Below are 25,197 nucleotides of genomic sequence, written 5' to 3' on the forward strand. Positions count from 1 at the left end.
TTGAAGACACGACGCAAAATACTCTAGACCTGCGAACCGAGTAGCATGCGTCATAAAATGCAACCAACAAACAGCAACTTACCTAGCGATCACCTTAGGTAACGGGGGCTTAGCACCGCTGCGAACCTCCCAGCGCCAAGCAGGGAGCTTGTGGTTCGCAGAGAGCGCGGATCAAAGGATCAGTGGGCCGTTCAAATCGAGCGCAGGCTTCGCGCCCACGTGTTCGACCTTGCTCTGCCAGCTCTTGCCGAGATAGTAGAACCGCAGGCTGTCCTGCTCGGGGTCGATCAATTCGCACAGCCGATTTTTCAGGAAGGTCCACTGCGCGTAGTCGACCTCGATCTCGAACACCGAGTACTGCACCCTCTGCCCGTAGTCACGACACGCCTTGGCCAGGCGACGCAGGCGCCTCTCGCCGCTCGCGCTGCTCGTGCTCACGTCGTAACTCACGAGAACCATCATGACGTCACCCTATTTCCAGAGAAATGGCGGATAGGCGTCGAGATCGCCACGAAGGTGCCGGGCAAGTAACTGGGCCTGGATCACCGGAAACAACCCGATCTCGACCTTCTCATCGAGAAAGGCGTGGCGTAGCTGTTCCCGCTTGCGTTCCTGGTAGGCCGTGAGCACGGTCTTGCGCGCATCTTCCTTGAGCAGTACAGCGCCGTTGTCCATGTGCGTGAAGTCGCGTGCAGAGACCTGCTTGCGATTGATCAGCGAAAGGGCTAGCCGATCGGCAAACGCGGGGCGGAACTCCTCAACGAGGTCCAGCGCCAGGCTTGGGCGGCCGGGACGGTCACGATGGAGAAACCCCACGGCCGGATCCAGCCCAACGGTTTCGAGCGCCGAGCGGCAATCGTGCGTTAGCAGGGTGTAGAGAAACGACAAGAGCGCATTGGCGGCATCGGTTGGGGGACGCCTGCTACGCCCGGAAAAACGCATTGTTGCGTCCGGCACGCGGATCAGATGGTCGAATACTCCGAAATAGGCCTGTGCCGCTTCACCCTCAAGCCCCCGCAAGATGTCGATCGGCACCTCGGCAAGTAAACGCACACCGATGCGCTTGAGCCGCTTGTAGGTGTGTAACAACGCATCGCGATCCGGCGTCGGCAAATCGTCGCCGTAGTCACGGAGCCCACGCGATACCACCGCACGCTGGTTGTGGACCTTACCGATCAGCAGATTACGCACGATGCCAGCGCACCGCGGCGGATCGTCGGTTCGGCGGTACTGCTCACGGCGCAGGAGTACGTTGCCCGAAACCGGCCCCTCCACGCGAGCGAGGAATCTGCCGTTGGGGCTCAGGTAGCAGACGCTGATGCCCTGTTCCGCGCAGTAACCCAGAAGCGGTGGCGACACCAACACGCGGCCGAAGCAAACCAGGCTGTCGAGCATGTGAGCCGGCAGGCGCGCACGCGTCTCTCCCTCGACCTCCATGACGATATTCTCGCCATCCTTGCGCAGCCATGAGCCCTCGGTAGTCACATATACGGTGTTGAGCTGTCGGCGCATGCGTCAGGGTTCCTCGGCAATCTGTCCCCGCAACCACGTTTCGACGTCCCGCCCCTTGCCAAGCAACTTCGGCTGGCAGAGATCAATGAGCGAGCAGGCATCGCAGCGTTTGGCCTGGTAGCTCGCGGTCGGCGTTTGACCTGCGCGGATCATCCCGCGTACGGCCTGTATCGTTTCCAGGGTCAGCCGACGCAGGTCGTTGTCGAACGCCACCGCCTGCCGGCGGCGAGTCTGGCCGTAAAACAAAGCACCCTCTTCCACATTGCATCCGAACATCGCCTCCAGGCAAAGCGCCTGTGCGCATAGCTGTACCTCGTCGGCGCGATGACCTTTCGGGCGGCCGCGCTTGTACTCGACCGGGAACGGATGCTCACCCGCCTCATCTGCCCTGAACTCCACGACGTCCGCAACTCCGGCAATACCAAGCTCTGCGCTAGACAATGGCATCGCGGTGATCGTGCGCACGCCATGGCGACGCTCGATCTGAGGGGTGTCGGCACGGTCGTGCAGTAAACGCCCCTCCGCCGTCTGCCGGTTTTCGGCCCACAGGCGCTCGACATGGATCAGCGCGCACTGGCGCGGACAGTAGAGATAGTGCTGGAGAGCGGAAAGAGGAATGAGGTCGTCGGACTCGTCCATGGGCCCCATTCCTCGCTCGGCCACCGCGCCTGCTTACAGCAGTTCGCGGACGCTCACGCCCTTAGGCATGGCCTCCGCGTCGACACTGACGCGATAGTCCGCAAAGCTGCGTGCCGGCCGGTCTTCGGTGCCCTCGGCACGCTTCACCTTGACCGAGTCGAACAGTACATGCGCAGGGGCATTACCCATGGCGGTCTCGTGCTCGAAGACGATCAGCTTGCGCGCCGCCATCTCACCGCGCGCCGCTGAGCGATCATGCTCGAACATGTTGATGAGCGCGTTCCAAAGCAGTTGCAGGTCGTCATCGGAAAAGCCAGTGCGCTCGGCCAGCTTGGCGGAAACGAAGCCGTGGGCGCGATACAGCCCGTAAGGCAGGATGTGCTTGCGGCCCATGGTGCGGTTGTCACCGCTCTGTGCTTCGGCTTCCTTCTCGGTGGTGACCGCCATGCGGGTGATCGAGATTTCCAGCGGCAGGACCGGCTCCACCGAGGTGGCGAAGGCGAGTTGCACCGGCCCGCGAACCTGGCCAGCGTTGACACCGGTAGTCATCACCGCACCAAAGGTGCGCACGTCGAAGAAGTTGGTGCACATCCACACCGTGATCTCGCGGGCCTTGGCCTCGTCCTTCGGCAGCTTCTTGTCCTCGGGCTTGATATCCAGCGCGTCGTAGGCCTTCTTGTGCTGGTTGTTGAGTATCGCCTTCTCCTGCATGTAGATCGCGAAGCCCGGCGCACCTTCCTTGTCCAGCATCACGAAATTGCGGATCTTGCGCTTGAGTGCAACGTCGGTCACCAAGCCGCAGTTCGTTTCCGGATCCAGCCGCGGCAAGTTGCCGGCGTCCGGGTCGCCGTTGGGGTTGCCGTTGGTGACGTCGAACAGATAAACGAACTCGTAGCGGTGGGCGATGGCGGTCATTGGTCGGCTCCTTCGGTTTCGATGTCGGTAGATTCGGCGGATTCGTCGGCGTACGCGCCATCAGCCGCGTCGCGGCGCGTGAAGTAGGACTGCGATTGGTGGTAGTAGCCGATGGCGAAGCGGCCCTGGTCTTCGATCTTGAGGCTGCGCGGGAACTGGTCTGGCAAGCCGCCGAAGATCTCGCTGATGTCCCTCTCCAGATTCACAGCCTGGCCCTTACGCTCCTTGCGCAGCTTTCCGAGGTGGTTCTGGGTGTTGCGCAACAGCATCGGAAAGATCGAGGCCGGCGTGGCCGATGCCGCACCGTAGTAGCGGTCGCGAATCGTGGCGTTGATCTGGCTGCCCAGGGCAGCGCGCTGCACGTGTTCGAGCACTGCGAACAGCCGCCCGAGCAGGTAGCCGGACTGGGTGGATTGCTTGTCGAGACTCACGGGGATCTCCTCCTCGGATGTACGAATGTCCCGGCGCCGTTCGCGCGCCAGAACGCCTTTGCACAAGGCCACGCGCAGGCCGGAGATGTCTCCGTCCGCCCGAAACCGCATGATGGTGTTGGCCAGCAGACTGCGTGGATACGGCCCGCCGCTGAGAATCGCGCGCATCGTCTCGCCGATGACGATGTTGATCGCGTCGTCGGCCTTGGGTTTGGCGCCCTCGCGGTGCGGCACCGTCGCCAGCACCAGCCGATACACGGATGGCTCGGTGCGCCACGGCAGCGGCGCCAGCGACAGGTCTTCCGCATGCTGGGCGATACGGCGGGCGAGCACCCCCAGCGTATCGACCTGCCAGAAGCGCACCGACAGGCGCGAGGCATTGGGTGCGAGACCCAACACATACATGCGGGTGCCGGGTTCGAGATTGGGGGCGAGGTCCGCCACCGGGCGGCCCTTCGCAATGCGCTCCAGCACCGCGCGCACCCGCGCCGCCTCCGATGCATCATCGGCAGGCGGGCTGAGCAGGGCGGCAAAGAGATCCTCGGCCGCGCTCGCCTGCTTCGCATCGGGCGCTTCGGCCCAGAACACCACCGACGCGTCGCCCACCTGCAGGCGCTGGCGGTTGTGTTCGCCCCGGCGCAGCAGATAGTTCAGCGCCGTGGTATAGGCGAAGGCCGCCGGCTCGGATACCGGCGCGTTGTCGCCCTGGCTCTTGGCATAAGACGTGAAGGCGTCGAGGTTGAAGGAGACGATGGACGCGCCCGAACTCTGCGCCCCGTTCACACCCTTGATCGCAGGATGCAGCCGGGCCACCGGTGCGACCTCCCCGCTGACCAGGCAGACCGCCCCGCCTGCCGCCGCGTCCTGCCCCTCGTCGCCCGCGAGGAGCTTGGCACGCACTGCTCGCGCGGCCGGCCGGTCGTGCAGATAGCAGTGCTCGCCGTCCAGGCGAAACACGAGATTGGCGTCGACCATGTCGGGCGGGAAACCGCGCGCCTCGAACTGCGCCGGTGACCAACCGCGCAGGAAGCGGAGCAAGGCGTTGAGTCCGGGGTCGTCCGCACTGGCGAGCGCGGTCTCGTGCAGCTCGACGAAGGCCTCGTGCTCCTTGTCGGCGCGCTTGCTGGTGTTGCTCACACCAAGCACGTAACTCGTCTTGTCCCACAGAAAGTTGGACTTGATGCCGACCGTGCGCTTTTCGGCCTGCGGCACGTTTAGCATGCGCGGCAGGGGCTTCTTACCGGTGCTGTCTCGAATGTCGTTGACCTGCGCCACTTCGCCATCCGGCGTCAGCAGGATCTCGAAGCTGATCTTCTCTGGACTGCAACCTGCCGGGGCGACATCCTCGGCCCGTTGCTCGATCAGCCGCTCGTAATAGCGGTTCAACGCCTGCAGGATCATGACTTGACCTCCGCGCCCTGCCACGGCGGTACCTCGATGACGCCTGCTTTCAACTGTGCGCGAAAGAAGCGCGGCGTCATATCCCGGGCGAAATCGATATCGTGCAGCATCCAGCCCAGGTCCTTGTCCGCATCGCGTGCGGGATGCCCGTCGGGTAGCGGTTGCCCGTCCTCGATCAGGGCAAAGTGGGCGGGAAACTCGCGCACGCCCAGGCAGGGTGCGTGGAAGTGCTGCCCCTTGCGGGCGCGGCGGTTGAAGATGTCCAGATGCTTGCCCACCGAATCGTCCGGCCCGGCTTTGTCGGTGAGCTCGAAGTGGGCCTCGATCACATAGGCCACATCGCGCAGCACCGTCGCGGCACGCTGCTGGCGATCCTCATCGACATACGCCACCAACCCGGCGGTGGAGCCGGCCTTCATCGCCTTGCTGACACTGGCCGGCGACAGTTTGCCGCCGACCTCGTTGCGGCGGATGGACTCGAAGCGGATCGGCTTGAGCACGTGGATGCGATCCACGACCCAGCGGATCGCTGGTTTCCAGTGAACTGCTTCCAGGATGCCGCGCGCGGCCGACGGCGTTATGACGTCGTAGCTCACCCGCTCCACCTTCATTTCCGGCCGCGTGAAGCAGGCCCGCTCGCCCCATACGTGCAGGCGGATTCCGTAAGTCATCCAATAACCCTCCGAAGTTGGCGTCCCGGGATTACCCAGGACGCCATTCCCCTTAACAGCTACTAGCAAGACACTTTGGTTTCAACCCACGTCATCGGCCCAGCCAAGCAAGCAAGACGGAGCCAAGCACGCTGACGACACACCACAACAACAGGGCAGGACGCCATTGAGCCCTGACCTTGAGCGTGAGGTCGATCTCAACGTCTGCGGCAATCTCGGACTCTCGTTCCATGGCGACAACTCCGATGTTGTGCCGTTGCATCGTAGTTTCCCGTCACCAATAATTCTAGTTCCAAAGAGTTTTTCTAGTAGAGCGCATTTCTGCTTGAACCATCCCCTGTTGCTAGATGATCGTATTTGCCGACTCCATGAACGTGGGGTCCTCCCACCAGATGCCGAACTCGCGGCTGTAGATGTCCATGTTCACCAGTTCCATGAACTGCTCCCCCCACCTGGCCGGCGCGACCGGCTGGATAGCACCCGACTTGCGCAGCGCATCGAAGCCATTGCGCGGCAATTGCACGAGGTAGGGCTGCAGCTTGCGCGCGAGACCACCGCTCTTTTCCGCAAAGCGCAGGCTTTCGATGTCGCGGCGCGCGTGGTCGTCGAAGGGCACGATCACCGGCATCTGCACCGTGTCGATCATGCGGAACTTGGCTGCCAGCGTTTCCAGCGGCAGGGAATCGATTCGGCTCTCCGCGCACAAGCCGAGCAGATCCGCCGCATCCAGCTCCTTGTCGCCCTTCTGCCAGTAGAGCAGGCGGAAGTAAGCCTCGATCGCCGCCGGAGACAGCGGATCGTCACGGAACTGCGGCTGGCGCATGACCTCCTGTGCAGCCTGGGCGAACTGGCGAAGTTCCGGCGGAGGCGCCCAGTCGCCGTGGGCGGTTGCGAACACACGCACCTCGCTCTGGTCGGCAGGCCGTTCGCCGTTGCGGTTGCAGCGCCCCGCGGCTTGGGCGACGGAGTCCAGGCCCGCCTCTGCGCGATAGACAGCGGGCAGGGAGATATCGACACCGGCTTCGATCAGCGACGTCGAAACCAGCCGGCAAGGCTCGCCGGCCTTGAGGCGCACCCGAACCTCGGCCAACACCAGACTGCGGTGTTTGGCGCACATCAGCGTGGTCAGGTGGCGCGCGCCAGGCAGGTCGGCGAGCGCTTGATACACCGCACGGGCGTGGCGGCGGTTATTGACGATGCACAGCACCTGGTCGAGTGCGCGGAGTTGGACCGCGAGCTCATCGTCATCGAGCGTACCGACATGTCGCACCCGCACCCGGTCCAACCTGCGGAAGAGTTCGGGCGGGTTCGGAGCGAGTTCGCGCACTTGATCCTTAGCGAACCCACCGCGAAACTCCGGTGCGTTCAAGGCTGGCTGGGTGGCGGTGCACAGGACAATGCTGCTGCGGTAGTTACGGGCCAGCTCATCGATGGCTGCGACGGCGGGCCGCAGCAACTTCAGCGGCAAGGTCTGCGCTTCGTCGAGGATGACCACGCTACCCGCGATGTTATGCAGCTTGCGGCACTGTGACGGCCGTGCAGCGAACAGGCTCTCGAAGAACTGCACGGCGGTGGTGACGATGATGGGCGCATCCCAGTTCTCCATCGCGAGCCGCAGCTTTTCCTTGGCCTGGTAACGCTCAACGTCCGACCGGGGGAGTTGGGCGGCAACGAAAGCGCTGTGGTGCTCCAGCACCGCAGCCTCCCCAAGATCGCCGAGCGCAGTGCGGAACACCGCGGCGTTCTGCTCGACGATGCTGGTGAAGGGGATCACGAAGATCACCCGCCGAAGCCCGTGCCCAATCGCATGATCGAGTGCGAAGGCAAGTGAGGCCAGCGTCTTTCCGCCGCCGGTAGGCACCGTGAGCGAAAACAGGCCGGGCGCATGTGCCGCGGCCTTGCGCGTATGAGCAAGGACTTCCGCCCGGACGCGATTGACATGCGAATCGGCGTCGAAGCCGGAAAGATAGGTATCGAGGCGCTCGCGCAGCGACTCCAGGGACGGCGACGCCAGCCCACGCGATGCGCTGCGGTCGTTGGGCTGGCCCGGAGGCGCAACACGATCGTAAAACGACTCGGTGTCGAGATAATCCGCATCCACCAGGCACGAGAACAACATACGTGCGAAGAATGCGAACTGGAACATGCCGCGCCCGTTCTGCGGAACGAGCTTGGGTGGAGTTATGTGCTCAGGCAGAGCGATCTCGCGTTGCCAATCATCCTTCAACGGTGGCAGTCCGACACCCCTCAGCCGGTCGCAAAGTGCAATTCGCTCGCTCCCCTCGCTGCCGTTTGCCAAGCCAGCATGATGACCGGCGATGCCATAGGCGAGCAGCATGCCGATGTGTTTGTAGCGTTCAACGGCCAGCATTGCACCACGCGTCGCGTGGTCCACCCGAATGGCGTCACCTGCTATTCGACGCTGGAAATCGTCGGAATATTTGCCGAGATCATGGAGCAGTCCCGCGACCTCGGCCATTCCGCGCGCACCGAAGATCGCCGCTTTGTCGCTGGCTATGTCCCCGACGTTCTTCAAATGCTCAGCGAGCGCCTGCCAGTCGGATCTGTCCGAACGTTGAGTGGAATGAGCGTAGAACGCCATTTATCGTTGCGGCCTCGAAGGCCCCGGGAAAGATGAAGATCAGATAGTACCCTCGCATGAATGATTTTGAGAGGCTGCAACCAATCAAAGCACCTGTCATGTCTGAAGACTCACTGGCCTTTGCCAGCAACGACCTTCACTTCAACCGCAGGATGCGCACCGCGCCCGCCAGCACCACCGCCCCGATCAGCAGCCCGATGACCCGGTCCGGCCACGGCGTCCCGAGCCAGGCCACCAGCGCGCCGGCGCCGATTACCCCGAGGTTGGCGATGACGTCGTTGGCCGAGAAGATGTAGCTCGCCTTCATGTGCACACCGCCTTCGCGATGGCGGGCGATCAGCACCAGGCAGGCGACGTTGGCGGCGAGCGCGAGCAGCGCGATGCCCATCATGCCGACAGGCTCGGGCATCGCGCCGGTGACGATGCGGCGCACCACCTCGGCGAGCGCGCCGAGCGCCAGCACCAGCTGCAGCACGCCCGCCAGCCGCGCCGCGGCGAGCTTGTGGCGCGCCGCCCGCCCCACCGCATAGAGCGCGACGCCATACACCGCGGCGTCGGCGAACATGTCCATGGCGTCGGCGATCAGCCCCGCCGAGCGCGCCCACATACCGGCGCCGAGCTCGACGACGAACATCAACGCGTTGATCGCCAGCAGCGTCCACAGCACCCGTGCCTCGGCCGCTTCGTCGGCCGGCGCGCCGGCCTGCGCCTCGCCGGCAGCGAGCGCACGCGACTCGGCCAGCTCGGCGCCGTAGCCCAGCGGGACGAGGCGGGCGAGGATCGCCTGCGGGTCGTCGTCGTGATCCACCGTCAGCCGCCGACCGGCGAGATCGAAAGCGAGCGCCGCCACCGGCGCATCGGCCAGGCGCATGCGGATCATCTGCTCCTCGGACGGGCAGTCCATGCCCGGAATGCGGAACACGCTGCGCACGCGCGCCACGGCGGGGCCGGTATGCGCGGCAGGCCCTGCGCTCGCTGCCGCACCGCCGCACTGGCCGCAGCAGCCGCCTGCAGCGCGGCCGTCGGCGTCCATTCCAGGCGTGTCGTTCACGTGCCTTTCCTAGCGTGCGACCGGCTTGCGGAACAGCGGCACGAGCTGCATGTCCGCCTTCATCACGTGATCCACCAGCCACTTGCGCAGGAAGGCGGTGATCTCGCCGCTCTGCGCCTTGATGCCTTCCAACCCGCCGTCAGGATCCGCGAGCGTGGCGTGGATGCGCTGCGCGAGGACGTCGATCTCGGCAAGCAGCTGGCGATGTTCGCGCTTGTGCTGGTCGAGGTGGATGTAGCCGCAGGCGATCTGGATGCGCTCCTCGCGCTCGAAATGGTATTCGGCGTAGCGCCGCAGCTCGGTCAGCGCCAGCTCGACGTTGCGCGGGTCGTCCGGGAAGCGCAGCACCAGCTCGACGGTATTGATCAGCAGGATCAGGTAGCGGTGGTCGGCGTCGATGTCGTCGTGGCCGATGCGGAACTGTGGTCGCCAGAAAATGGGCATGTCGATCTCGATGTCCTGGTAAGGGCGCGGACGCGCGCCCGGCCGTATTGTCGCGCAGGCGGCCCCCGGACGGGCGCCGCCTGCGCGGCGTTCTCAGCCGCGGCGGAAGACCAGGCTGAAGTTGTTCGCCGGCATGTCGATCACCTCATCGAGGCGCAAGCCGCAGCGCTGCGCCTCGACCTCGACCGCCTCCAGGTCGCGCACGGCGAAGCGCGGATCGACGCTGCGCAGCCAGGCGTCGAAGTCGGCGTTGCTCGGCGCGGTGTGGACGCCCGCGCGACGGTAAGGGCCATAGCAATAGACCACGCCGCCTGCGGGCAGGACCGCCGCCGCACCGGCAAACAGCGCGGGCGTGCTCTCCCAGGGCGAGTAGTGCAGCACGTTGATCGCCACGATCGCGTCGGCCGCAGCGACCGGCCAGGGGCTGGCCGCAAGATCGAAGCACAGCGGGGACAGCACGTTGGTCAGCGCGCCGTAGGCCACCCAGTCGGTGATCGAAGGCATCGCCGCGGGGTCGGCATCGCTCGGCTGCCAGCGCAGCGCCGGGAGGTGACGGGCGAAATGCACCGCATGCTCGCCGGTGCCGCTGCCGAGTTCCAGCACCAGGCCCGCGTCGGGCAGCACGCGCTGCAGCACGGCGAGGATGGGGTCGCGGTTGCGCGCGGCGGAGGGCGAGAACTGGCGGCGGTCGAGGGTCGGCATCAGGTGCAGGGAGCAAGAAAGGCAGGCCCCGATTATCGCCTGCCTGGCCTCAGCTGACAGATGCACGGACACAGGCGCCAAGGCTGAGATAATGACGCACCCTGTTCACCGCCCCGCCCCCGCCATGACCACACCCACCAAACCCCTCGCCGGCCTCAAGGTGATCGAGCTCGGCACCCTCATCGCCGGCCCCTTCGCCGCCCGCATCCTCGCCGAGTTCGGCGCCGAGGTGATCAAGATCGAGTCGCCCGACGGCGGCGATCCGCTGCGCAAGTGGCGCAAGCTCTACGAGGGCACCTCGCTGTGGTGGTACCTGCAGGCGCGCAACAAGAAGTCGGTGACGGCGAACCTCAAGCACCCGGTGGGCGTCGAGCTGGTGCGCCGGCTGGTGGCCGAGGCCGACATCGTGGTGGAGAACTTCCGCCCCGGCGTGCTCGACAAGCTCGGCCTGGGCTGGGAGGCGCTGTCGGCGATCAACCCCGGCCTGGTCATGGTGCGCCTGTCGGGCTTCGGCCAGAGCGGGCCGATGGCGCAGCAGCCGGGCTTCGGGGCGATCGGCGAGTCGATGGGCGGACTGCGTTACGTGACCGGCTTCCCCGACCGGCCGCCGGTAAAGACCGGGATCTCGATCGGCGACTCGATCGCGGCGCTGTGGGGCGCGCTCGGCGCGCTGATGGCGCTGCGCCACAAGGAGGTGAACGGCGGCGCGGGCCAGGTGGTGGACGTGGCGCTGTACGAGGCGGTGTTCGCGATGATGGAGTCGCTGGTGCCCGAGTTCGACGTCTTCGGCTTCGTGCGCGAGCGCACCGGCAACATCATGCCCGGCATCACGCCGTCCAACACCCATACCACCCGCGACGGCCGCCACATCACCATCGGCGCCAACGGCGACGCGATCTTCCGCAGGCTGGCGAAGGCGATGGGCCGCGACGATCTCGCCGAGGACCCGACGCTCGCCGACAACGCCGGCCGCGATGCGCGCCGCGACGAGCTCTACGCGCTGATCGACGCCTGGGTGGCGCAGCACGACGAGGCCGCGGTGCTGGCCACGCTGGCCGCCGCCGAGGTGCCGGCCTCGCGCATCTACTCGGTCGCCGACATGTTCGCCGACCCGCAATTCCTCGCCCGCGAGATGCTGCACAGCGTGAAGCTGCCCGACGGGCGCGACTGCCGCATGCCGGGCGTGGTGCCCAGGCTGTCGGCCACCCCGGGCGGCAGCGAGTGGATCGGTCCGGCCCTGGGTGAGCACACCGACGCCGTGCTGCGCAGCCTCGGCTACGACGACGCCCGCATTGCCGCCCTGCGCGCCGAGGGCGCGATCTGAAGGCGCCGCCCGGGTCTGGCCAGGCCCCTGCAGCAGCCTCGACGCCCGCCGCGCAAAGCTGACGCCGGCTCAGACCCTCGCCGCCTCGCCCCCCAGGCCGGCGTCGTAGACCCGGAAGCGTCCGCGCCCCTCGGCCTTGGCGGCGTAGAGGGCGCGGTCGGCCCAGCGCCGCAGCGTCTCCAGGTCGGCGCCCGGCGCGGGGCCGAAGGCGATGCCGATCGAGGCGCTGACGCGGGCCTCGCCCTCCGCCAGCGCAAAGGGGCGGGCGAGCAGGTCGCAGATCCGCGCCGCAACCTCCTCGGCGTCGGCCGCCCCGGCGAGCTCGGTGAGGAGGACGGCGAACTCGTCCCCCCCGAGCCGGGCCACGGTGTCGGATTCGCGTACACAGGCCTGCAGCCGGACGGCCGCCTCCACCAGCAGCGCATCGCCGGCGAGGTGCCCCATGCGATCGTTGACCGCCTTGAAGTGGTCGAGGTCGACCGCGAGCAGCGCGAAGCGGTGTCCGTGGCGGATGGCGCCGGCGAGCGTCGAGTTCAGACGGTCGGCGAACAGGTCGCGGTTCGGCAGTCCGGTGAGGGCGTCGTGGTCGGCGCGAAAGCGGATGCGCTCCTCCGCCTGCTTGCGCAGGGTGATGTCGGTGAGCGTGCTCACGTAGCCCTCGGGATGATCCGGCTCGCCGATGCGGGTGACCGACATCCACTGCACGTACAGGTCGCCGCTCTTGCGCCGGTTCCAGATCTCGCCCTGCCAGCTGCCTTCGCGCGCCAGCTGGGCGCGCATGTCGGCGAAGAAGGCCTCGTCGTGACGCCCGGACGCCATTATCGACGGGCTGCGGCCGACGACCTCGTCCACGGCATAACCGGTGATCGCACAGAACGCGGGATTGACCTGGGCAATGCGCACCTCGGCATCGAGCACCATGATGCCCTCGGCGGTGTGCTCGAAGATGGCGCGGTAGCGCGCCTCGCTCGCCGCAAGCTGGCGCGTGCTCTCGCGCTGCTTGGCGGCCTCGGCGGCAAGATCGCGGTTGAGCGCGGCGAGTTCGCCGGTGCGGCGCTGGATCACGCGCTCCTGCTCGGCGTTGATGCCTTTCACCTCGCGCACGCGCCGCCGATTCACCGCCAGCAGGCCATGGATGAGGCCGGCGGCGAGCACGAAGGCGCCCAGATGCAGGAGCGCAGCGCGCTCGCGCTGGCTGTCGCGCAGCGCCGTCAGCGCGCGCGCGGGCATCGTCACCGAGATGCCGCCGCGGATGTCACCGACCGCATAGCCCTGCGCGCCATGGCACTGCAGGCAGGCCTGCACCACGAAGAGCGGCGCCATGTAGCGATGAACCGGCTCACCCTCTTCGGACGTCAGCGCGAGCACCTCCGCCTCGCCTTGCTCGAAGCGCTGCAGCGCCTCGGCCTCCCAGGGGTCCGGACGGTTGTCGGGGCGGATCGGATCGAGGCTGGTGATGTGCAGCCGGATGCCCTCCACGGCTGCGGCCAGCTCGGCGATCTGCCGCGTCATGTAGGCCGGATTGATCATGGTCAGGCGGCGACCGTCGGCGGTCTCGAGGTCGCGCGCCGGGTGGCTCAGGTAGGGATTGGGCGGCACCTGGTCGGTCTGCGCGACATAGACGCCGCCGTGACGGGCGTTCCACTCGCGCGTGGTCTCGATCAGCGAGAACAAGGCCGCGCCGCGCTCACGCGCCACCGCGGCGATGCTCTGGTCGACCCACCGCAACTCGAGCATGAGCAGCGCGCCGAAGAGCAGCGCGCTGCACAGATAGACGAGCACCACGCTGCGCGCGTGGGCAACGTCGTCTGCGAGGCGCGATGCGCCGCGGGTACTGGGCTCCCGGTTCATCAGCGTATTCTAATCCCCCTGCATCGACCTGGGCGGCGGGGCGTGCATCAGCCCGGCTGGACCACGGCCTCCTCGTCGGCGTCGCGGAGCGGCTCGTCGTCGGCCTCGGCACCCAGGAAGCCACCGCTCTGGTGCGCCCACAGGCGGGCGTACAAGCCGCCGCGGGCGAGCAGGCCATGGTGGTCACCCTCCTCGACGATGCGGCCGCGGTCCATCACCACCAGGCGGTCCATCGCCGCGATCGTCGACAGGCGGTGCGCGATCGCCACCACGGTCTTGCCCTCCATGAGGCGGTAGAGGCTCTGCTGGATGGCGGCCTCGACCTCGGAGTCGAGCGCGCTGGTGGCCTCGTCGAGCAGCAGGATGGGCGCGTCCTTCAACATCACGCGCGCGATCGCGATGCGCTGGCGCTGCCCGCCGGAGAGCTTGACGCCGCGCTCGCCGACGTGGGCGTCGTAGCCGCGCCGCCCCTTGGGGTCGGTGAGGCCGAGGATGAACTCGTGCGCTTCTGCCCTTTTCGCGGCGGCGATCATGTCGGCGTCGGTGGCGTCGGGGCGGCCGTAAAGGATGTTGTCGCGCACCGAGCGGTGCAGCAGCGAGGTGTCCTGGGTGACCATGCCGATCTGCGCGCGCAGGCTGTTCTGGGTGACGCCGGCAATGTCCTGGCCGTCGATCAGGATGCGGCCCTGCTCGAGGTCGTAGAAACGCAGCAGCAGGTTCACCAGGGTCGATTTGCCCGCGCCCGAGCGCCCGACCACGCCGATCTTCTCGCCCGCGCGGATGGTCAGCGTGAAGTCGTCGATCACCCGCCGCGCCTGCGGGCCGGTGGCGCCGTAGGCGAAGCCGAGGTGCTCGAAGCGGACCTCGCCGCGGCTCACGACCAGCGGCTTGGCGTCCGCACGGTCGACCACCGCGTGCGGGCGCGACAAGGTGTTGATGCCGTCCTGCACGGTGCCGACGTTCTCGAACAGCGAGGCCATCTCCCACATCACCCAGTGCGACATGCCATTGAGGCGCAGCGCCATCGCGGTCGCCGCCGCCACCGCGCCGACGCCGACCTCGCCCTGGCTCCACAGCCACAGTGCCACCCCGCTGGTGGCGAGGATCAGGCCCATCGACAGGCTGTGCACGACGATCTCGATCCCGCTCACCAGCCGCATCTGCGCATGCACGGTGCCCATGAACTCCTGCATCGCGCCGCGCGCGTAGGCGGCCTCGCGGCCGGCGTGGGAGAACAGCTTGACGGTGGCGATGTTGGTGTAGGCGTCGGTGATGCGCCCGGTCATCAGCGCACGCGCGTCGGCCTGCGCGCGCGAGACCTTGGACAGGCGCGGCACGAACCAGCGCAGCACGACCACATAGAGCGCCAGCCAGCCGAGGAAGGGGGCGAGGAACCAGGCGTCGAAGCTCGCCACCACCACGGTCAGGGTGACGAAGTAGATCGTCACGAAGACCAGGATGTCGGTCATGATCAGGCAGGTGTCGCGCACCGCGAGCGCGGTCTGCATGACCTTGGCCGACACCCGGCCGGCGAACTCGTCCTGGTAGAAGCTCATGCTCTGCCCGAGCATCAGGCGGTGGAAGTTCCAGCGCAGCCGCATCGGGAAGTTGCCCGCCAGGCTCTGGTGCTTGAGCATGGTCTGCACCGCCACCAGCGCGATGCTGCCGACGATGATGGCCGCGAGCAGCAGCAAGGTGCCGCCCTCGTCCGACCACAGGCGCGAAGGCTCCACCGCGGCGAGCCAATCCACCACCTTGCCGAGCATCGCGAACAGCAGGGCCTCGAAGGCGCCGATGCTCGCGGTGAGCAGCATCATGCCGAGGATGAAGGGCCGCATACCCTCGGTGCCCGCCCACAGGAAGGCGAAGAAGCCGCGCGGCGCGGTGCCGGGGGCGGCTTCGGGGTATGGATCGATACGGCGCTCGAACCAGCTGAACGGCACGAAAAACCTCCAGAATGCTTGCGCGCGCCCCGCACGGGCGGGGCCGTCTTGCGGCCTGGCGCAGGCTTACATCGCTGGCGCGCTGCTGCGGATCAGGTGGTCGAAGGCCGACAGGGCGGCCTTGGAGCCTTCGCCCATGGCGATGATGATCTGCTTGTACGGCACCGTGGTGCAGTCGCCGGCAGCGAACACGCCCGGCACCGAGGTGTGGCCCTTGGCATCGACAATGATCTCGCCGAAGCGCGACAGCTCGACCGTACCCTTGAGGAAGTCGGTGTTGGGCAGCAGGCCGATCTGCACGAAGATGCCCTCGAGCTCGAGTCGGTGCTCCGTACCCGACGCTCGGTCCTTGTACACCAGGCCATTCACCTTGTCGGTGCCGGTGACCTCGGTGGTCTGCGCGCTCTTGATGACCTTGACGTTGGGCAGGCTGTAGAGCTTCTTCTGCAGCACCGCGTCGGCACGCAGGTCGTCGGCGAACTCGAGGAGCGTGACATGGGCGACCACGCCCGCAAGATCGATCGCGGCCTCGACGCCGGAGTTGCCACCACCGATCACCGCCACGCGCTTGCCCTTGAACAGCGGGCCGTCGCAGTGCGGGCAGTAGGCCACGCCCTTGCCGCGGAACTCCTTCTCGCCGGGCACGTTCATCTCGCGCCAGCGCGCGCCGGTGGCGACGATCACGGTCCTCGCCTTGAGGCTGGCACCGTTCTCCATCTTCACTTCGTGCAGGTTCTCGCCCGGGACCAGCGCGGCCACGCGCTGCAGGTTCATGACGTCGACCTCGTACTCCTTGACGTGCTCCTCGAGCGCGGCGACGAGCTTGGGACCCTCGGTGTATTTCACCGAGATGAAGTTCTCGATCGCCAGCGTGTCCATGACCTGGCCGCCGAAGCGCTCGGCCACCACGCCGGTGCGGATACCCTTGCGTGCGGCGTAGATCGCCGCCGCGGCGCCGGCGGGGCCGCCGCCGACGACGAGCACGTCGAAGGCCGACTTCTCCGACAGCTTCCTGGCGTCGCGCGCAGCCGCGCCGGAGTCGACCTTGGCGAGGATCTGGCCGAGCTCGAGGCGGCCCTGGTCGAACTCTTCGCCGTTCAGGTACACCGTGGGCACCGCCATGATCTGGCGCGCCTCGACCTCTTTCTGGAACAGCGCGCCGTCGATCATGGCGTGGCGGATCTTCGGGTTGAGCACCGCCATCAGGTTGAGCGCCTGCACCACGTCCGGGCAGTTGTGGCAGGACAACGAGATGTAGGTCTCGAAGTTGAGCTCGACGTCGAGGCCCTTGATCTGCTCGATGACCTCGGCCTCGACCTTGGGCGGATAGCCGCCCGCCTGCAGCAGGGCGAGGATCAGCGAGGTGAATTCATGACCCATCGGCAGGCCGGCGAAGCGGACGCGGGCCTCGCCGCCCTTCGGGCCGACTGAGAACGAGGGTTTGCGCGCATCGCTGCCGTCCTCGCTCAGGGTGATCAGTGCGGACTGCTCGGCGACATCGTGAAGCAGCGCGCGCATTTCCTGCGACTTGGGACCATCGTCCAGCGACGCCACGATCTCGATCGGCTGCGTCACCCGCTCCAGATAGGCTTTCAGTTGGGTCTTGATGTTGGCGTCCAGCATGACGGTTACTCCCTTGCGATAGGCGACCGCCGCGGTTTTCGGCGGTCCTGATACGACACAGCCGGCACGGGGCCGGCTGCGTGGCGTGCAGCCCGGGCCGGGTAGGCCCGGGCGGATGCAGCGACGACTTAGATCTTGCCGACCAGGTCGATCGACGGTGCCAGCGTGGCTTCGCCTTCCTTCCACTTCGCCGGGCACACTTCGTTCGGGTGCGAGGCGACGTACTGCGCGGCCTTGAGCTTGCGAACGGTCTCGGTCACGTCACGGGCGATGGCGTTGTCGTGCACTTCCATCGTCTTGATGACGCCTTCCGGGTTGATGATGAAGGTGCCACGCAGGGCCAGGCCTTCTTCGGCGATATGCACGTCGAAGGCGTTGGACAGGGCGTGGGTCGGGTCACCGACGAGCGCGAACTGGGCCTTGCCGACGGCCGGCGAGGTCTCGTGCCAGACCTTGTGCGAGAAGTGGGTGTCGGTGGTGACGATGTACACCTCGGCGCCGGCCTTCTGGAACTCGGCGTAGTGCTCGGCCGCGTCCTCGATCTCGGTCGGGCAGTTGAAGGTGAAGGCGGCCGGCATGAAGATCAGCACGGACCACTTGCCCTTCAGGTCGGCGTCGGTCACTTCGATGAACTTGCCGTTCTTGAAGGCCTGGGCTTTGAACGGTTGAACCTGGGTGTTGATCAGCGACATCTGTAGTCCTCCAGTAGGGTTTGGTGAGCGGTGCGTTGGAACTCGATGGGTCAAATTCTAGACCCTGGTCCTGAATTGCTCTAATTGATAATCGAGATTCTCTCGATTGTTTTTCCCTATTAATGAAGCTTCGGGAACAAGCGCCCGTCGCGCGCGCCGGAGGCGAACGAGCCGCCGGGCGAGCGGCCCCGCTCGCGAGCACGCGACGACTTACATTAATGAGGACGAACGCGCCGAATTCAAGTCCCGGCGAGATGGCGGCGCACCGAGATCGCCGCGCCCAGCCAGCCGAGGAAGGCGGCGAAGGCGACGATCACGAGGCTCGCTCGCAGGTCGGGGCCGCTGAGCGCGAACACCGCGCCGTAGGTTTCGGCAAGCGCAGCGACCGGCCCGGCGAGCGCGCGCACGCCGAGCGCGATCGTACCGAGCGCCACCAGGCCGCCGAGCGCGCCCTGCAGGCCGCCGAACCAGTAGAACGGCCGGCGGATGAAGGGATCGGTGGCACCCAGCAGCCGGCTCACCGCGATCTCCTGACGCTGGGTGAGAATCTGCAGGCGGATGGTGTTGAAGGTGACGATGACGAGCGCGAAGCCGAGCAGGCCCGCGAGCATCAGCACCGCCGAGCGCCCGAGGCCGAGCAGCGCGTGCAGGCGCTTGACCCAGGCCGAATCGAGCTGCACGTGCGCCACCTTGGGCCAGCCGCGCATCTCGGCGGAGAGCCGCTCGAACAGCGCCGGATCCTCGTCGCGCGGGGCAAGAACGAAGGCGTCCGGCAAGGGGTTGGCCTTGAGTCCGCCGAGCACGTCGCCCAGGCCCGCGGCCTCCAGCTGGCGCAGGCCCTCGTCGCGCGGCACGAAGCGGTAGCTGGCAAGCTCGGGCATCGCCTTGATGCGCTGCTCGATCGCCGCCAACTCGGCTGCGCCGGCATCCATGTCGAGGAAGATGCTGATCTCGGGCGTGCCCGACACACCGCGCGCGAGCGAGGCGACGTTGTCGAGCAGCAGGTAACCGCCACCGGGCAGCGACAGCGCGATCCCGACCACCAGCGCCGACAGCAGCGTACCGAGGGGCTGCGCGACGAGCCTGTGCAAGGCCTGGCCAATGGCGCGCACATGCAGATAGAGCCAGTTGATCACGCCGCCGCCTCCATCGCCGGGCGTCCGCCCGGGCGCGAGTCCTCGACCAGCTGGCCCTTCGCCAGTACCAGCCGACGCGGCCGGCTGGCGGCGAACAGGCTGGCATCGTGCGTGGACACCAGCACGGTGACGCCCGCGTCATTGAAGGAGCGGAACAGCGCCGCGATGTCGGCGGCGTAGGCGGGGTCGAGGTGGGCGGTGGGCTCGTCGGCGATCAGGATCGACGGCCGATTCACGATCGCACGCGCGATCGCCACGCGCTGCTGCTCGCCGCCGGAGAGCCCGGCCGGCCTCTCCTTGCCGCGCCCCGCAAGCCCCACGCGCTCGAGCGCTGCCGCCACCCGCTTGGCGGCGTCGCCCACCGGATGGCCGGTGATCACCAGCGGCAGCATCACGTTGTCGTGGACGTTGCGATCGAACAGCAGCCGGCTCTCCTGCAGCACCAGTCCGAGGTTGCGGCGCAGGTAGGGAATCGCCGTCTTGGGCAGGTGCGAGACGTCCTGGCCGTTGATCAGCACGCGCCCGGCGCTGGGGCGCTCGATCACCGGAATGAGCTTGAACAGCGTGCTCTTGCCGGCTCCGGAGTGACCGGAGAGCACGACGAGCTCGCCATGGCGGATCTCGAAGCTGACGCCCGCCAGCGCCGTGTAGCCACCCGCATAGCGTTTGGCCACGTCCTCGAAGACGATCATGCGCGTCCGCCCGCTCCGTGCTTGACCGCGCCGGCGCCGGGCTCGAACAGCGCATCGACGAACTCGCGCGCCTTGAACGGCTGCAGGTCGTCGATGCCCTCGCCGACGCCGATGAAGCGCAGCGGCTTCGGAGACTGGCGCGCGATCGCCGCCAGCACGCCGCCCTTGGCGGTGCCGTCGAGCTTGGTGACCACCAGGCCGGTGACGCCGATCGCCTTGTCGAAGGCCTTGACCTGGGCGAGCGCGTTCTGGCCGATGTTGGCATCGAGCACGAGCAGAACCTCGTGCGGCCCGCTCGGGTCGGCCTTGGCGATCACCCGACGCACCTTGGCGATCTCCTCCATCAGGTGGAGCTGGGTCGGCAGGCGGCCGGCGGTGTCGGCGAGCACGACGTCGATCTTGCGCGCACGCGCGGCGTTGATCGCGTCGAAGATCACCGCCGCGGCGTCGCCGCTGTCCTGCGCGACCACGGTGACGTTGTTGCGCTCGCCCCAGGTCATGAGCTGCTCGCGCGCCGCGGCGCGGAAGGTGTCGCCTGCAGCCAGCAGCACGCTCTTGCCCTGGGCCTGGAAGTATTTGGCGAGCTTGCCGATCGAGGTCGTCTTACCCGAGCCGTTGACGCCCGCAATCATGATGATGAAGGGCTGGTGGCCCTCGACCTGCAGCGGCGCCTCGAGCGGGGCGATGATCTCGTTGAGGCCGTCGGCGAGCGCCTTCTGCAGCTGGTCGGCGGTCTCGAGGTGGTCGCGCTTCCAGCGCCGGCGCAGATCGTCGATCAGGTGCTGGGTGGCATCGACGCCGCAGTCGGCCATCAGCAGCGTGGACTCGAGTTCCTCGAGCAGGTCCTCGTCGATCTTGCGCAGGCCGAACAGGCTGGCCAGCCCGCCACCGAGCTGCTGGCGGGTACGGGCGAGGCCGGCCTTGAGGCGCTCGGTCCAGGACTTCTTCGCCGCCGGCGCGGGAGCGACCTCGGGCTCGGCGAGCGTCGGCGCCGCAGGCGGTTCGGCTTCCGGCTCGACTTCCGGCTCGACTTCCGGTTCGGCTTGCGGCGCGGCCTCGGGTCCGAGTTGGGGCGCAGGCTCGGATTCGACCACGGGCACCGCCGGCTCGGCAGCGGCCGGAGCCACCGGCGCCTCGACAGGACCGGGCCCCGCTGCGCCCGGCGCCTCATCGACTGGACTCGCGGCTGCGGTGCGCTGCTCCGCCCCAGGGCCGGCTGCGGCGTCAGCGACGTCCGCCACGGGGACGTCTTGCGCCCCGTCGGGCTGCTCGGCCGGCCTGGGCTCGTCGCCAGGCTTGCCGAACTTCTTCTTCAGGAAACCAAACATGAAACGCTCGGGTCAGAGGGGTCGTTTTGCATCGGCGGGCGGCACCCGGCAAGCATGGGCGCGCATCGCCGATCACGCTAAGATGCGGCTCCCCGGCCGGGCTGCGCAGCGCGCAGCGGGCACACGCGGAGTGCCGCGGATTCTAACAGATGCAGGACAACTCCATGTTTCGTCGAAGCCTTGCCCGCAGCGCGCTCGTGGGCGCCGCCCTCGCCACCGCGCTGCTCCAGCCCGCACTCGCCAACCCGTTCGAGACCACGCTCGCCAACGGCATGAAGCTGATCGTCAAGGAGGATCGCCGCGCGCCCTCGGTGGTGCACATGGTGTGGTACCGCGCCGGCGGCATGGACGAGCCCGATGGCGTCTCGGGTGTGGCCCACGTGCTCGAGCACATGATGTTCAAGGGCACGCGCGAGGTCGGTCCGGGCGAGTTCAACAAGCGCGTGGCCGCGGTGGGCGGGCGCGACAACGCCTTCACCGGCAAGGACTACACCGCCTACTTCCAGCAGGTGCCGCCGGCCCATCTGACGGAGATGATGGCGCTCGAGGCCGACCGCATGAACAACCTGGTGCTCACCGACGACGAGTTCCGCCGCGAACTCGAGGTCGTCAAGGAGGAGCGCCGCCTGCGCACCGACGATCAGCCGCGCGCGCTGGTGTTCGAGCAGCTGATGGCGACCGCCTTCCAGGCCCATCCCTACCGCCGCCCGGTGATCGGCTGGATGACCGACCTCCAGGCGATGCAGCCCGCGGACGCGCGCGCGTGGTACGAGCGCTGGTACGCGCCGAACAACGCCTGGCTGGTCGTCGTCGGCGACGTGGATCACCGCGAGGTGTTCCGCGATGCCGAGCAGCACTACGGCAAGCTCGAGGCTCGCCCACTGCCGGCGCGCCGCATTTCCACCGAACCCGCGCAGCGCGGACCGCGCAGCGCGGTGGTGAAGGCGCCGGCCGAGCTGCCCTACCTGGCCATGGCCTGGCAGGTCCCCGCCTTGCGTGATCCCGCAGGGGATCGCGAGGCCTACGCGCTGCAGGTGCTGGCGGCCGTGCTCGACGGCTACGACGGGGCACGCCTCACCCGCCACCTCGTGCGGGACAACCCGCTCGCGGTCAGCGTGGGCGCGAGCTACGACACGGCCAACCGCGGCCCGGCCCTGTTCTACCTGTTCGGGGTGCCCGCCGCCGGCACCGGCACCGAGGCCCTGCAGGCTGCCCTGCGCGGCGAGATCCAGCGCATCCGCGACGAGGGCATCAGCGCGGAGGAGCTCGCCCGCGTCAAGACGCAGGCGATCGCCAGCCGGGTGTACAAGCGCGACTCGCTGATGGGGCAGGCGATGGAGATCGGCTACCTCGAGTCGGCCGGCCTGTCCTGGCGCGACGAGGATGCGCTGCTCGAAGGCCTGCGCGCGGTGACCGCGGAAGACGTGCAGGCGGTGGCGCGGCGTTACTTCGACGACGACACCCTCAGCAGCGCCCGCCTCGAACCGCAAGCCCTGAAGACAGCGCGCCCGCGCTCGCCCTTCGCCGCCCCGCGTCACTGAGAACCGCCATGTCCGCCTTCAGCTCCGCCATCACCGCCCGCCGCCGCGCCGCCGGCCGCGCCGCGCTCTGCCTCGGCCTCGCCGCCTTCGCCAGCCCGGTGCTCGCCACCCCCGAGATCCAGCACTGGACCGCCACGACCGGGGCGCGCGTGCATTTCGTCGAAAGCCGCGCCCTGCCGCTGGTGGATATCCAGGTCGACTTCGCCGCCGGCACTGCGCTCGACCCCGCAGGCAAGGCCGGACTCGCGAGCATGACCCAGGCTCTGCTCGACGCCGGCGCCGGCGAGCTCGACGAGCAGACCATCGCCGACCGCAAGGCCGACCTCGGCATCGAGGTCCGTGGCGGCGCCGACAACGATCGCGCCAGCCTCTCGCTGCGCAGCCTGTCGTCCGCGACCGAGCTCGACGCCGCGGTCGAACTCGTCGCCACCCTGCTCGCGCGCCCGAGCTTCCCCGCCGACATCCTCGAGCGCGAGCGCAGCCGCGCCATCGCCGGCCTGCGCGAGGCGCTGACCAAGCCCGCGACGCTCGCCGCCCGCCAGTTCAACGCCGTGCTGTACGCGGGCCATCCATACGGCAACGACAGCACGCCCGAGTCGCTCGCCGCCCTCGGCCGCGACGACCTGGTCGATTTCCACCGCCGCCACTACGGCGCCGGACGCGCCGCGGTGGCCATCGTCGGCGACGTGGACCGCGCCACCGCCGAGCGCATCGCCGTCCGCCTCACCGCGGCGCTGCCCGCCACCGAGGCGGCCTCGCCGCCGCCACCGCCGGCGGCGACACGCGCGCAGGTGATCCGCATCCCGCATCCGTCGGCGCAGGCCCATATCCTCGTCGGCCAGCCCGGCATGGCGCGCGAGGATCCGGACTATTTCCCGCTGCTGGTGGGCAACTACGTCCTCGGCGGCGGCGGCTTCGTGTCGCGCCTCACCCGTGAAGTGCGCGAAAAGCGCGGCTTCGCCTACAGCGTGTACAGCTTCCTGTCGCCGCAACAGGTCGCAGGCCCGTTCCAGATCGGCCTGCAGACGCGCGGCGCGCAGGCCGACGAGGCGCTCGCGGTGGTGCGCGAGACGCTCGACCGCTTCCTTGCCGAGGGTCCGAGCGCGGAGGAACTGCGGGCGGCCAAGGACAACATCGTCAACGGCTTCGGTCTGCGCCTGGACTCGAACGCGAAGCTGCTCGACCACGTCGCCATGATCGGCTTCTATCGCCTCCCGCTCGACTGGCTCGACACCTATCCCCGCGCGGTGGAAGCCGTGACCGCCGAGGCGGTGCGGGATGCCTGGCAGCGCCGCATCCGCCCCGAGCAGCTCGTCACCGTGATCGCCGGCGGCGACGGCGACCAGGCTGCCGCGCCCGCGGCCGCCCCGGGCGGTGCGCAGTGAGCCGGGTGCGCATCGTCGGCGGCGCATGGCGCTCGCGCCTGCTCGAGGTTGCCGCCGTGCCCGGCCTGCGTCCGACGCCCGACCGCGTGCGCGAGACCCTCTTCAACTGGCTGGGCCAGGATCTCGACCGCCAGCGCTGCCTCGACCTCTTCGCCGGCTCCGGCATCCTCGGCTTCGAGGCGGCCTCGCGCGGTGCCGCCGAGGTCGTCCTCGTCGAGCGTGATCCGCGCGCCTTCGATGCATTGCACAAGGCGGCAAAGACCCTACAGGCTTCGCAAGTAGAGATCGTGCGCGGCGATGCGGTAAGATTCGCGCAGACGACGCCGCGCACGTTCGACGGCGTGTTTCTCGACCCGCCTTACAAGCAGGGCTGGATCGAGCGGGTGCTGCCCTGGCTCGACCGGCTCGTGGTGCCGGACGGCTGGCTATACGTCGAGTCCGAGGCCGCAGTGGAACAGCTGGGCGCGTGGCATGCCATCAAACAGGGCCGCGCCGGACAGGTTCACTTCCATCTGATGCGCAGGAGCCAGGCATGAAGGAAACGATCGCGGTGTACCCGGGTACCTTCGACCCGTTCACCCGCGGCCATGAGGATCTCGTGCGGCGGGCCGCGATCCTGTTCGACCGCGTGGTGGTCGCGGTCGCGCGCAGCAACAGCAAGAATCCGATCTTCTCGCTCGAGGATCGGGTCGACATCGCGCGCGACGCGGTATCCGCCTTCCCCAACGTGGAAGTGGTCGGTTTCGACTGCCTGCTGATGGAGTTCCTGAAGCAGCAGGATGCGCGCGTGATCCTTCGCGGGCTGCGCGCGGTATCGGACTTCGAGTACGAATTCCAGATGGCGGGGATGAACCGCAAGCTCTACCCGGACGTCGAAACGGTATTCCTCACGCCGGGAGAGGAGTTCATGTTCATCTCGGCCACGATGGTGCGGGAGATCGCCCGCCTCGGCGGCGATGTGAGCAAGTTCGTGCAGCCCAGGGTGCTCGCACGGCTGCAGGAAAGACTGAAATCAAAGTAAACGCAAGGAAGCGAAGACCATGGCTCTGATGATTACCGACGAATGCATCAACTGCGACGTCTGCGAACCGGAGTGCCCCAACGGCGCGATTTACCAGGGCGAAGAGATCTATGAGATCGACCCCGACAAGTGCACCGAGTGCGTCGGTCACTTCGACGAACCGCAGTGCCAGCAGGTGTGCCCGGTCGACTGTATTCCGCTCGACCCGGGCCACTCGGAGACCAAGGACCAGCTGATGGAGAAGTTCCTCAAGCTGACCGGAAAGGCCTGAGCAAGACAGCGAACACCCCGCG

General features: G+C 67.6%; 23 protein-coding genes. 6 read left to right on the forward strand and 17 right to left on the reverse strand.

What is annotated here, in order from left to right:
- Window positions 1-171: 171 nt before the first annotated feature.
- From cas2 to AAG895_RS16560, 10 genes are all read right to left on the reverse strand, one after another.
- A complete protein-coding gene (gene cas2, locus AAG895_RS16515) occupies window positions 172-462 on the reverse strand; it encodes a CRISPR-associated endonuclease Cas2 (protein WP_345793073.1) in 291 nt (96 codons plus the stop codon).
- A gap of 9 nt (window positions 463-471) precedes the next feature.
- A complete protein-coding gene (gene cas1c, locus AAG895_RS16520) occupies window positions 472-1,512 on the reverse strand; it encodes a type I-C CRISPR-associated endonuclease Cas1c (RefSeq protein WP_345793074.1) in 1,041 nt (346 codons plus the stop codon).
- Between the two features lie 3 nt (window positions 1,513-1,515).
- Entirely contained in the window at window positions 1,516-2,151 is a 636-nt protein-coding gene (gene cas4 / locus AAG895_RS16525) for a CRISPR-associated protein Cas4 (protein WP_345793075.1), read from the reverse strand.
- A gap of 33 nt (window positions 2,152-2,184) precedes the next feature.
- On the reverse strand, window positions 2,185-3,066 hold the full coding sequence (gene cas7c / locus AAG895_RS16530; RefSeq protein ID WP_345793076.1) for a type I-C CRISPR-associated protein Cas7/Csd2: 882 nt from the start codon (window positions 3,064-3,066) through the stop codon (window positions 2,185-2,187).
- The gene (gene cas8c / locus AAG895_RS16535; RefSeq protein WP_345793077.1) at window positions 3,063-4,898 is read right to left on the reverse strand and encodes a type I-C CRISPR-associated protein Cas8c/Csd1; all 1,836 of its coding nucleotides are present in this window, start codon (window positions 4,896-4,898) and stop codon (window positions 3,063-3,065) included. Before cas8c ends, cas7c begins: the two co-directional genes overlap by 4 nt.
- Window positions 4,895-5,569: a type I-C CRISPR-associated protein Cas5c gene (gene cas5c, locus AAG895_RS16540; protein ID WP_345793078.1), complete on the reverse strand. Its 675-nt coding sequence runs from the start codon at window positions 5,567-5,569 to the stop codon at window positions 4,895-4,897. The genes cas8c and cas5c overlap by 4 nt, the downstream gene beginning before the upstream one ends.
- A gap of 343 nt (window positions 5,570-5,912) precedes the next feature.
- Window positions 5,913-8,171 (reverse strand): CRISPR-associated endonuclease Cas3'', encoded by a 2,259-nt coding sequence (locus AAG895_RS16545; protein WP_345793079.1) that lies wholly within the window; start codon window positions 8,169-8,171, stop codon window positions 5,913-5,915.
- Window positions 8,172-8,307: 136 nt separating this feature from the next.
- Window positions 8,308-9,222, reverse strand: a complete 915-nt coding sequence (locus AAG895_RS16550; protein WP_345793080.1) for a cation transporter — start codon at window positions 9,220-9,222, stop codon at window positions 8,308-8,310.
- Between the two features lie 9 nt (window positions 9,223-9,231).
- The gene (locus AAG895_RS16555; protein ID WP_345793081.1) at window positions 9,232-9,666 is read right to left on the reverse strand and encodes a hemerythrin family protein; all 435 of its coding nucleotides are present in this window, start codon (window positions 9,664-9,666) and stop codon (window positions 9,232-9,234) included.
- A gap of 93 nt (window positions 9,667-9,759) precedes the next feature.
- The gene (locus AAG895_RS16560; RefSeq protein ID WP_345793082.1) at window positions 9,760-10,368 is read right to left on the reverse strand and encodes a DUF938 domain-containing protein; all 609 of its coding nucleotides are present in this window, start codon (window positions 10,366-10,368) and stop codon (window positions 9,760-9,762) included.
- Between the two features lie 124 nt (window positions 10,369-10,492).
- Between AAG895_RS16560 and AAG895_RS16565 the strand changes: the two genes are divergently transcribed.
- Window positions 10,493-11,692, forward strand: a complete 1,200-nt coding sequence (locus AAG895_RS16565; RefSeq protein ID WP_345793083.1) for a CaiB/BaiF CoA-transferase family protein — start codon at window positions 10,493-10,495, stop codon at window positions 11,690-11,692.
- A 69-nt stretch (window positions 11,693-11,761) separates the two neighbouring features.
- Here the strand turns inward: AAG895_RS16565 and AAG895_RS16570 are convergent, their stop codons facing one another.
- From AAG895_RS16570 to ftsY, 7 genes are all read right to left on the reverse strand, one after another.
- On the reverse strand, window positions 11,762-13,543 hold the full coding sequence (locus AAG895_RS16570) for a diguanylate cyclase (RefSeq protein WP_345793084.1): 1,782 nt from the start codon (window positions 13,541-13,543) through the stop codon (window positions 11,762-11,764).
- Between the two features lie 47 nt (window positions 13,544-13,590).
- A complete protein-coding gene (locus AAG895_RS16575; RefSeq protein WP_345793085.1) occupies window positions 13,591-15,486 on the reverse strand; it encodes an ABC transporter ATP-binding protein in 1,896 nt (631 codons plus the stop codon).
- Window positions 15,487-15,552: 66 nt separating this feature from the next.
- Window positions 15,553-17,109, reverse strand: coding sequence for an alkyl hydroperoxide reductase subunit F (gene ahpF / locus AAG895_RS16580; RefSeq protein ID WP_345793086.1), 1,557 nt, complete (start codon window positions 17,107-17,109; stop codon window positions 15,553-15,555).
- Between the two features lie 128 nt (window positions 17,110-17,237).
- On the reverse strand, window positions 17,238-17,801 hold the full coding sequence (gene ahpC / locus AAG895_RS16585) for an alkyl hydroperoxide reductase subunit C (protein ID WP_345793087.1): 564 nt from the start codon (window positions 17,799-17,801) through the stop codon (window positions 17,238-17,240).
- 239 nt (window positions 17,802-18,040) lie between these two features.
- Window positions 18,041-18,937, reverse strand: a complete 897-nt coding sequence (ftsX, locus tag AAG895_RS16590) for a permease-like cell division protein FtsX (RefSeq protein ID WP_345793088.1) — start codon at window positions 18,935-18,937, stop codon at window positions 18,041-18,043.
- Window positions 18,934-19,629 carry an ATP-binding cassette domain-containing protein gene (locus AAG895_RS16595; RefSeq protein WP_345793089.1) on the reverse strand — a complete coding sequence of 232 codons (696 nt, stop codon included), beginning with the start codon at window positions 19,627-19,629 and terminating at the stop codon, window positions 18,934-18,936. The genes ftsX and AAG895_RS16595 overlap by 4 nt, the downstream gene beginning before the upstream one ends.
- Window positions 19,626-20,957: a signal recognition particle-docking protein FtsY gene (gene ftsY / locus AAG895_RS16600; RefSeq protein WP_345793090.1), complete on the reverse strand. Its 1,332-nt coding sequence runs from the start codon at window positions 20,955-20,957 to the stop codon at window positions 19,626-19,628. The genes AAG895_RS16595 and ftsY overlap by 4 nt, the downstream gene beginning before the upstream one ends.
- Window positions 20,958-21,121: 164 nt before the next feature.
- On the opposite strand from ftsY, the gene AAG895_RS16605 reads away from it, so the two are divergent.
- From AAG895_RS16605 to AAG895_RS16625, 5 genes are read left to right on the forward strand one after another with little or no spacing between them, the layout of a single operon-like run.
- A complete protein-coding gene (locus tag AAG895_RS16605; protein ID WP_345793091.1) occupies window positions 21,122-22,498 on the forward strand; it encodes a pitrilysin family protein in 1,377 nt (458 codons plus the stop codon).
- A gap of 8 nt (window positions 22,499-22,506) precedes the next feature.
- Window positions 22,507-23,883: a pitrilysin family protein gene (locus AAG895_RS16610; protein ID WP_345793092.1), complete on the forward strand. Its 1,377-nt coding sequence runs from the start codon at window positions 22,507-22,509 to the stop codon at window positions 23,881-23,883.
- Window positions 23,880-24,419 carry a 16S rRNA (guanine(966)-N(2))-methyltransferase RsmD gene (gene rsmD, locus AAG895_RS16615; RefSeq protein ID WP_345793093.1) on the forward strand — a complete coding sequence of 180 codons (540 nt, stop codon included), beginning with the start codon at window positions 23,880-23,882 and terminating at the stop codon, window positions 24,417-24,419. The genes AAG895_RS16610 and rsmD overlap by 4 nt, the downstream gene beginning before the upstream one ends.
- Complete coding sequence (coaD, locus tag AAG895_RS16620) at window positions 24,416-24,904, forward strand: pantetheine-phosphate adenylyltransferase (RefSeq protein WP_345793094.1); 489 nt, start codon at window positions 24,416-24,418, stop codon at window positions 24,902-24,904. Before rsmD ends, coaD begins: the two co-directional genes overlap by 4 nt.
- A gap of 19 nt (window positions 24,905-24,923) precedes the next feature.
- Window positions 24,924-25,175 carry a YfhL family 4Fe-4S dicluster ferredoxin gene (locus AAG895_RS16625; protein ID WP_345793095.1) on the forward strand — a complete coding sequence of 84 codons (252 nt, stop codon included), beginning with the start codon at window positions 24,924-24,926 and terminating at the stop codon, window positions 25,173-25,175.
- Window positions 25,176-25,197 lie beyond the last annotated feature (22 nt).

The organism is Thauera sp. JM12B12 (genome assembly GCF_039614725.1).
Classification (GTDB): domain Bacteria; phylum Pseudomonadota; class Gammaproteobacteria; order Burkholderiales; family Rhodocyclaceae; genus Thauera.

Excerpts from the sequence above, each read along its gene's own strand:
- cas2 (WP_345793073.1), bottom strand. The coding sequence starts at position 462 with ATGATGGTTCTCGTGAGTTACGACGTGAGCACGAGCAGCGCGAGCGGC.
- cas1c (WP_345793074.1), bottom strand. The coding sequence starts at position 1,512 with ATGCGCCGACAGCTCAACACCGTATATGTGACTACCGAGGGCTCATGG.
- cas4 (WP_345793075.1), bottom strand. The coding sequence starts at position 2,151 with ATGGACGAGTCCGACGACCTCATTCCTCTTTCCGCTCTCCAGCACTAT.
- cas7c (WP_345793076.1), bottom strand. The coding sequence starts at position 3,066 with ATGACCGCCATCGCCCACCGCTACGAGTTCGTTTATCTGTTCGACGTC.
- cas8c (WP_345793077.1), bottom strand. The coding sequence starts at position 4,898 with ATGATCCTGCAGGCGTTGAACCGCTATTACGAGCGGCTGATCGAGCAA.
- cas5c (WP_345793078.1), bottom strand. The coding sequence starts at position 5,569 with ATGACTTACGGAATCCGCCTGCACGTATGGGGCGAGCGGGCCTGCTTC.
- AAG895_RS16545 (WP_345793079.1), bottom strand. The coding sequence starts at position 8,171 with ATGGCGTTCTACGCTCATTCCACTCAACGTTCGGACAGATCCGACTGG.
- AAG895_RS16555 (WP_345793081.1), bottom strand. The coding sequence starts at position 9,666 with ATGCCCATTTTCTGGCGACCACAGTTCCGCATCGGCCACGACGACATC.
- AAG895_RS16560 (WP_345793082.1), bottom strand. The coding sequence starts at position 10,368 with ATGCCGACCCTCGACCGCCGCCAGTTCTCGCCCTCCGCCGCGCGCAAC.
- AAG895_RS16565 (WP_345793083.1), top strand. The coding sequence starts at position 10,493 with ATGACCACACCCACCAAACCCCTCGCCGGCCTCAAGGTGATCGAGCTC.
- AAG895_RS16570 (WP_345793084.1), bottom strand. The coding sequence starts at position 13,543 with ATGAACCGGGAGCCCAGTACCCGCGGCGCATCGCGCCTCGCAGACGAC.
- ahpF (WP_345793086.1), bottom strand. The coding sequence starts at position 17,109 with ATGCTGGACGCCAACATCAAGACCCAACTGAAAGCCTATCTGGAGCGG.
- ahpC (WP_345793087.1), bottom strand. The coding sequence starts at position 17,801 with ATGTCGCTGATCAACACCCAGGTTCAACCGTTCAAAGCCCAGGCCTTC.
- AAG895_RS16595 (WP_345793089.1), bottom strand. The coding sequence starts at position 19,629 with ATGATCGTCTTCGAGGACGTGGCCAAACGCTATGCGGGTGGCTACACG.
- ftsY (WP_345793090.1), bottom strand. The coding sequence starts at position 20,957 with ATGTTTGGTTTCCTGAAGAAGAAGTTCGGCAAGCCTGGCGACGAGCCC.
- AAG895_RS16605 (WP_345793091.1), top strand. The coding sequence starts at position 21,122 with ATGTTTCGTCGAAGCCTTGCCCGCAGCGCGCTCGTGGGCGCCGCCCTC.
- AAG895_RS16610 (WP_345793092.1), top strand. The coding sequence starts at position 22,507 with ATGTCCGCCTTCAGCTCCGCCATCACCGCCCGCCGCCGCGCCGCCGGC.
- coaD (WP_345793094.1), top strand. The coding sequence starts at position 24,416 with ATGAAGGAAACGATCGCGGTGTACCCGGGTACCTTCGACCCGTTCACC.
- AAG895_RS16625 (WP_345793095.1), top strand. The coding sequence starts at position 24,924 with ATGGCTCTGATGATTACCGACGAATGCATCAACTGCGACGTCTGCGAA.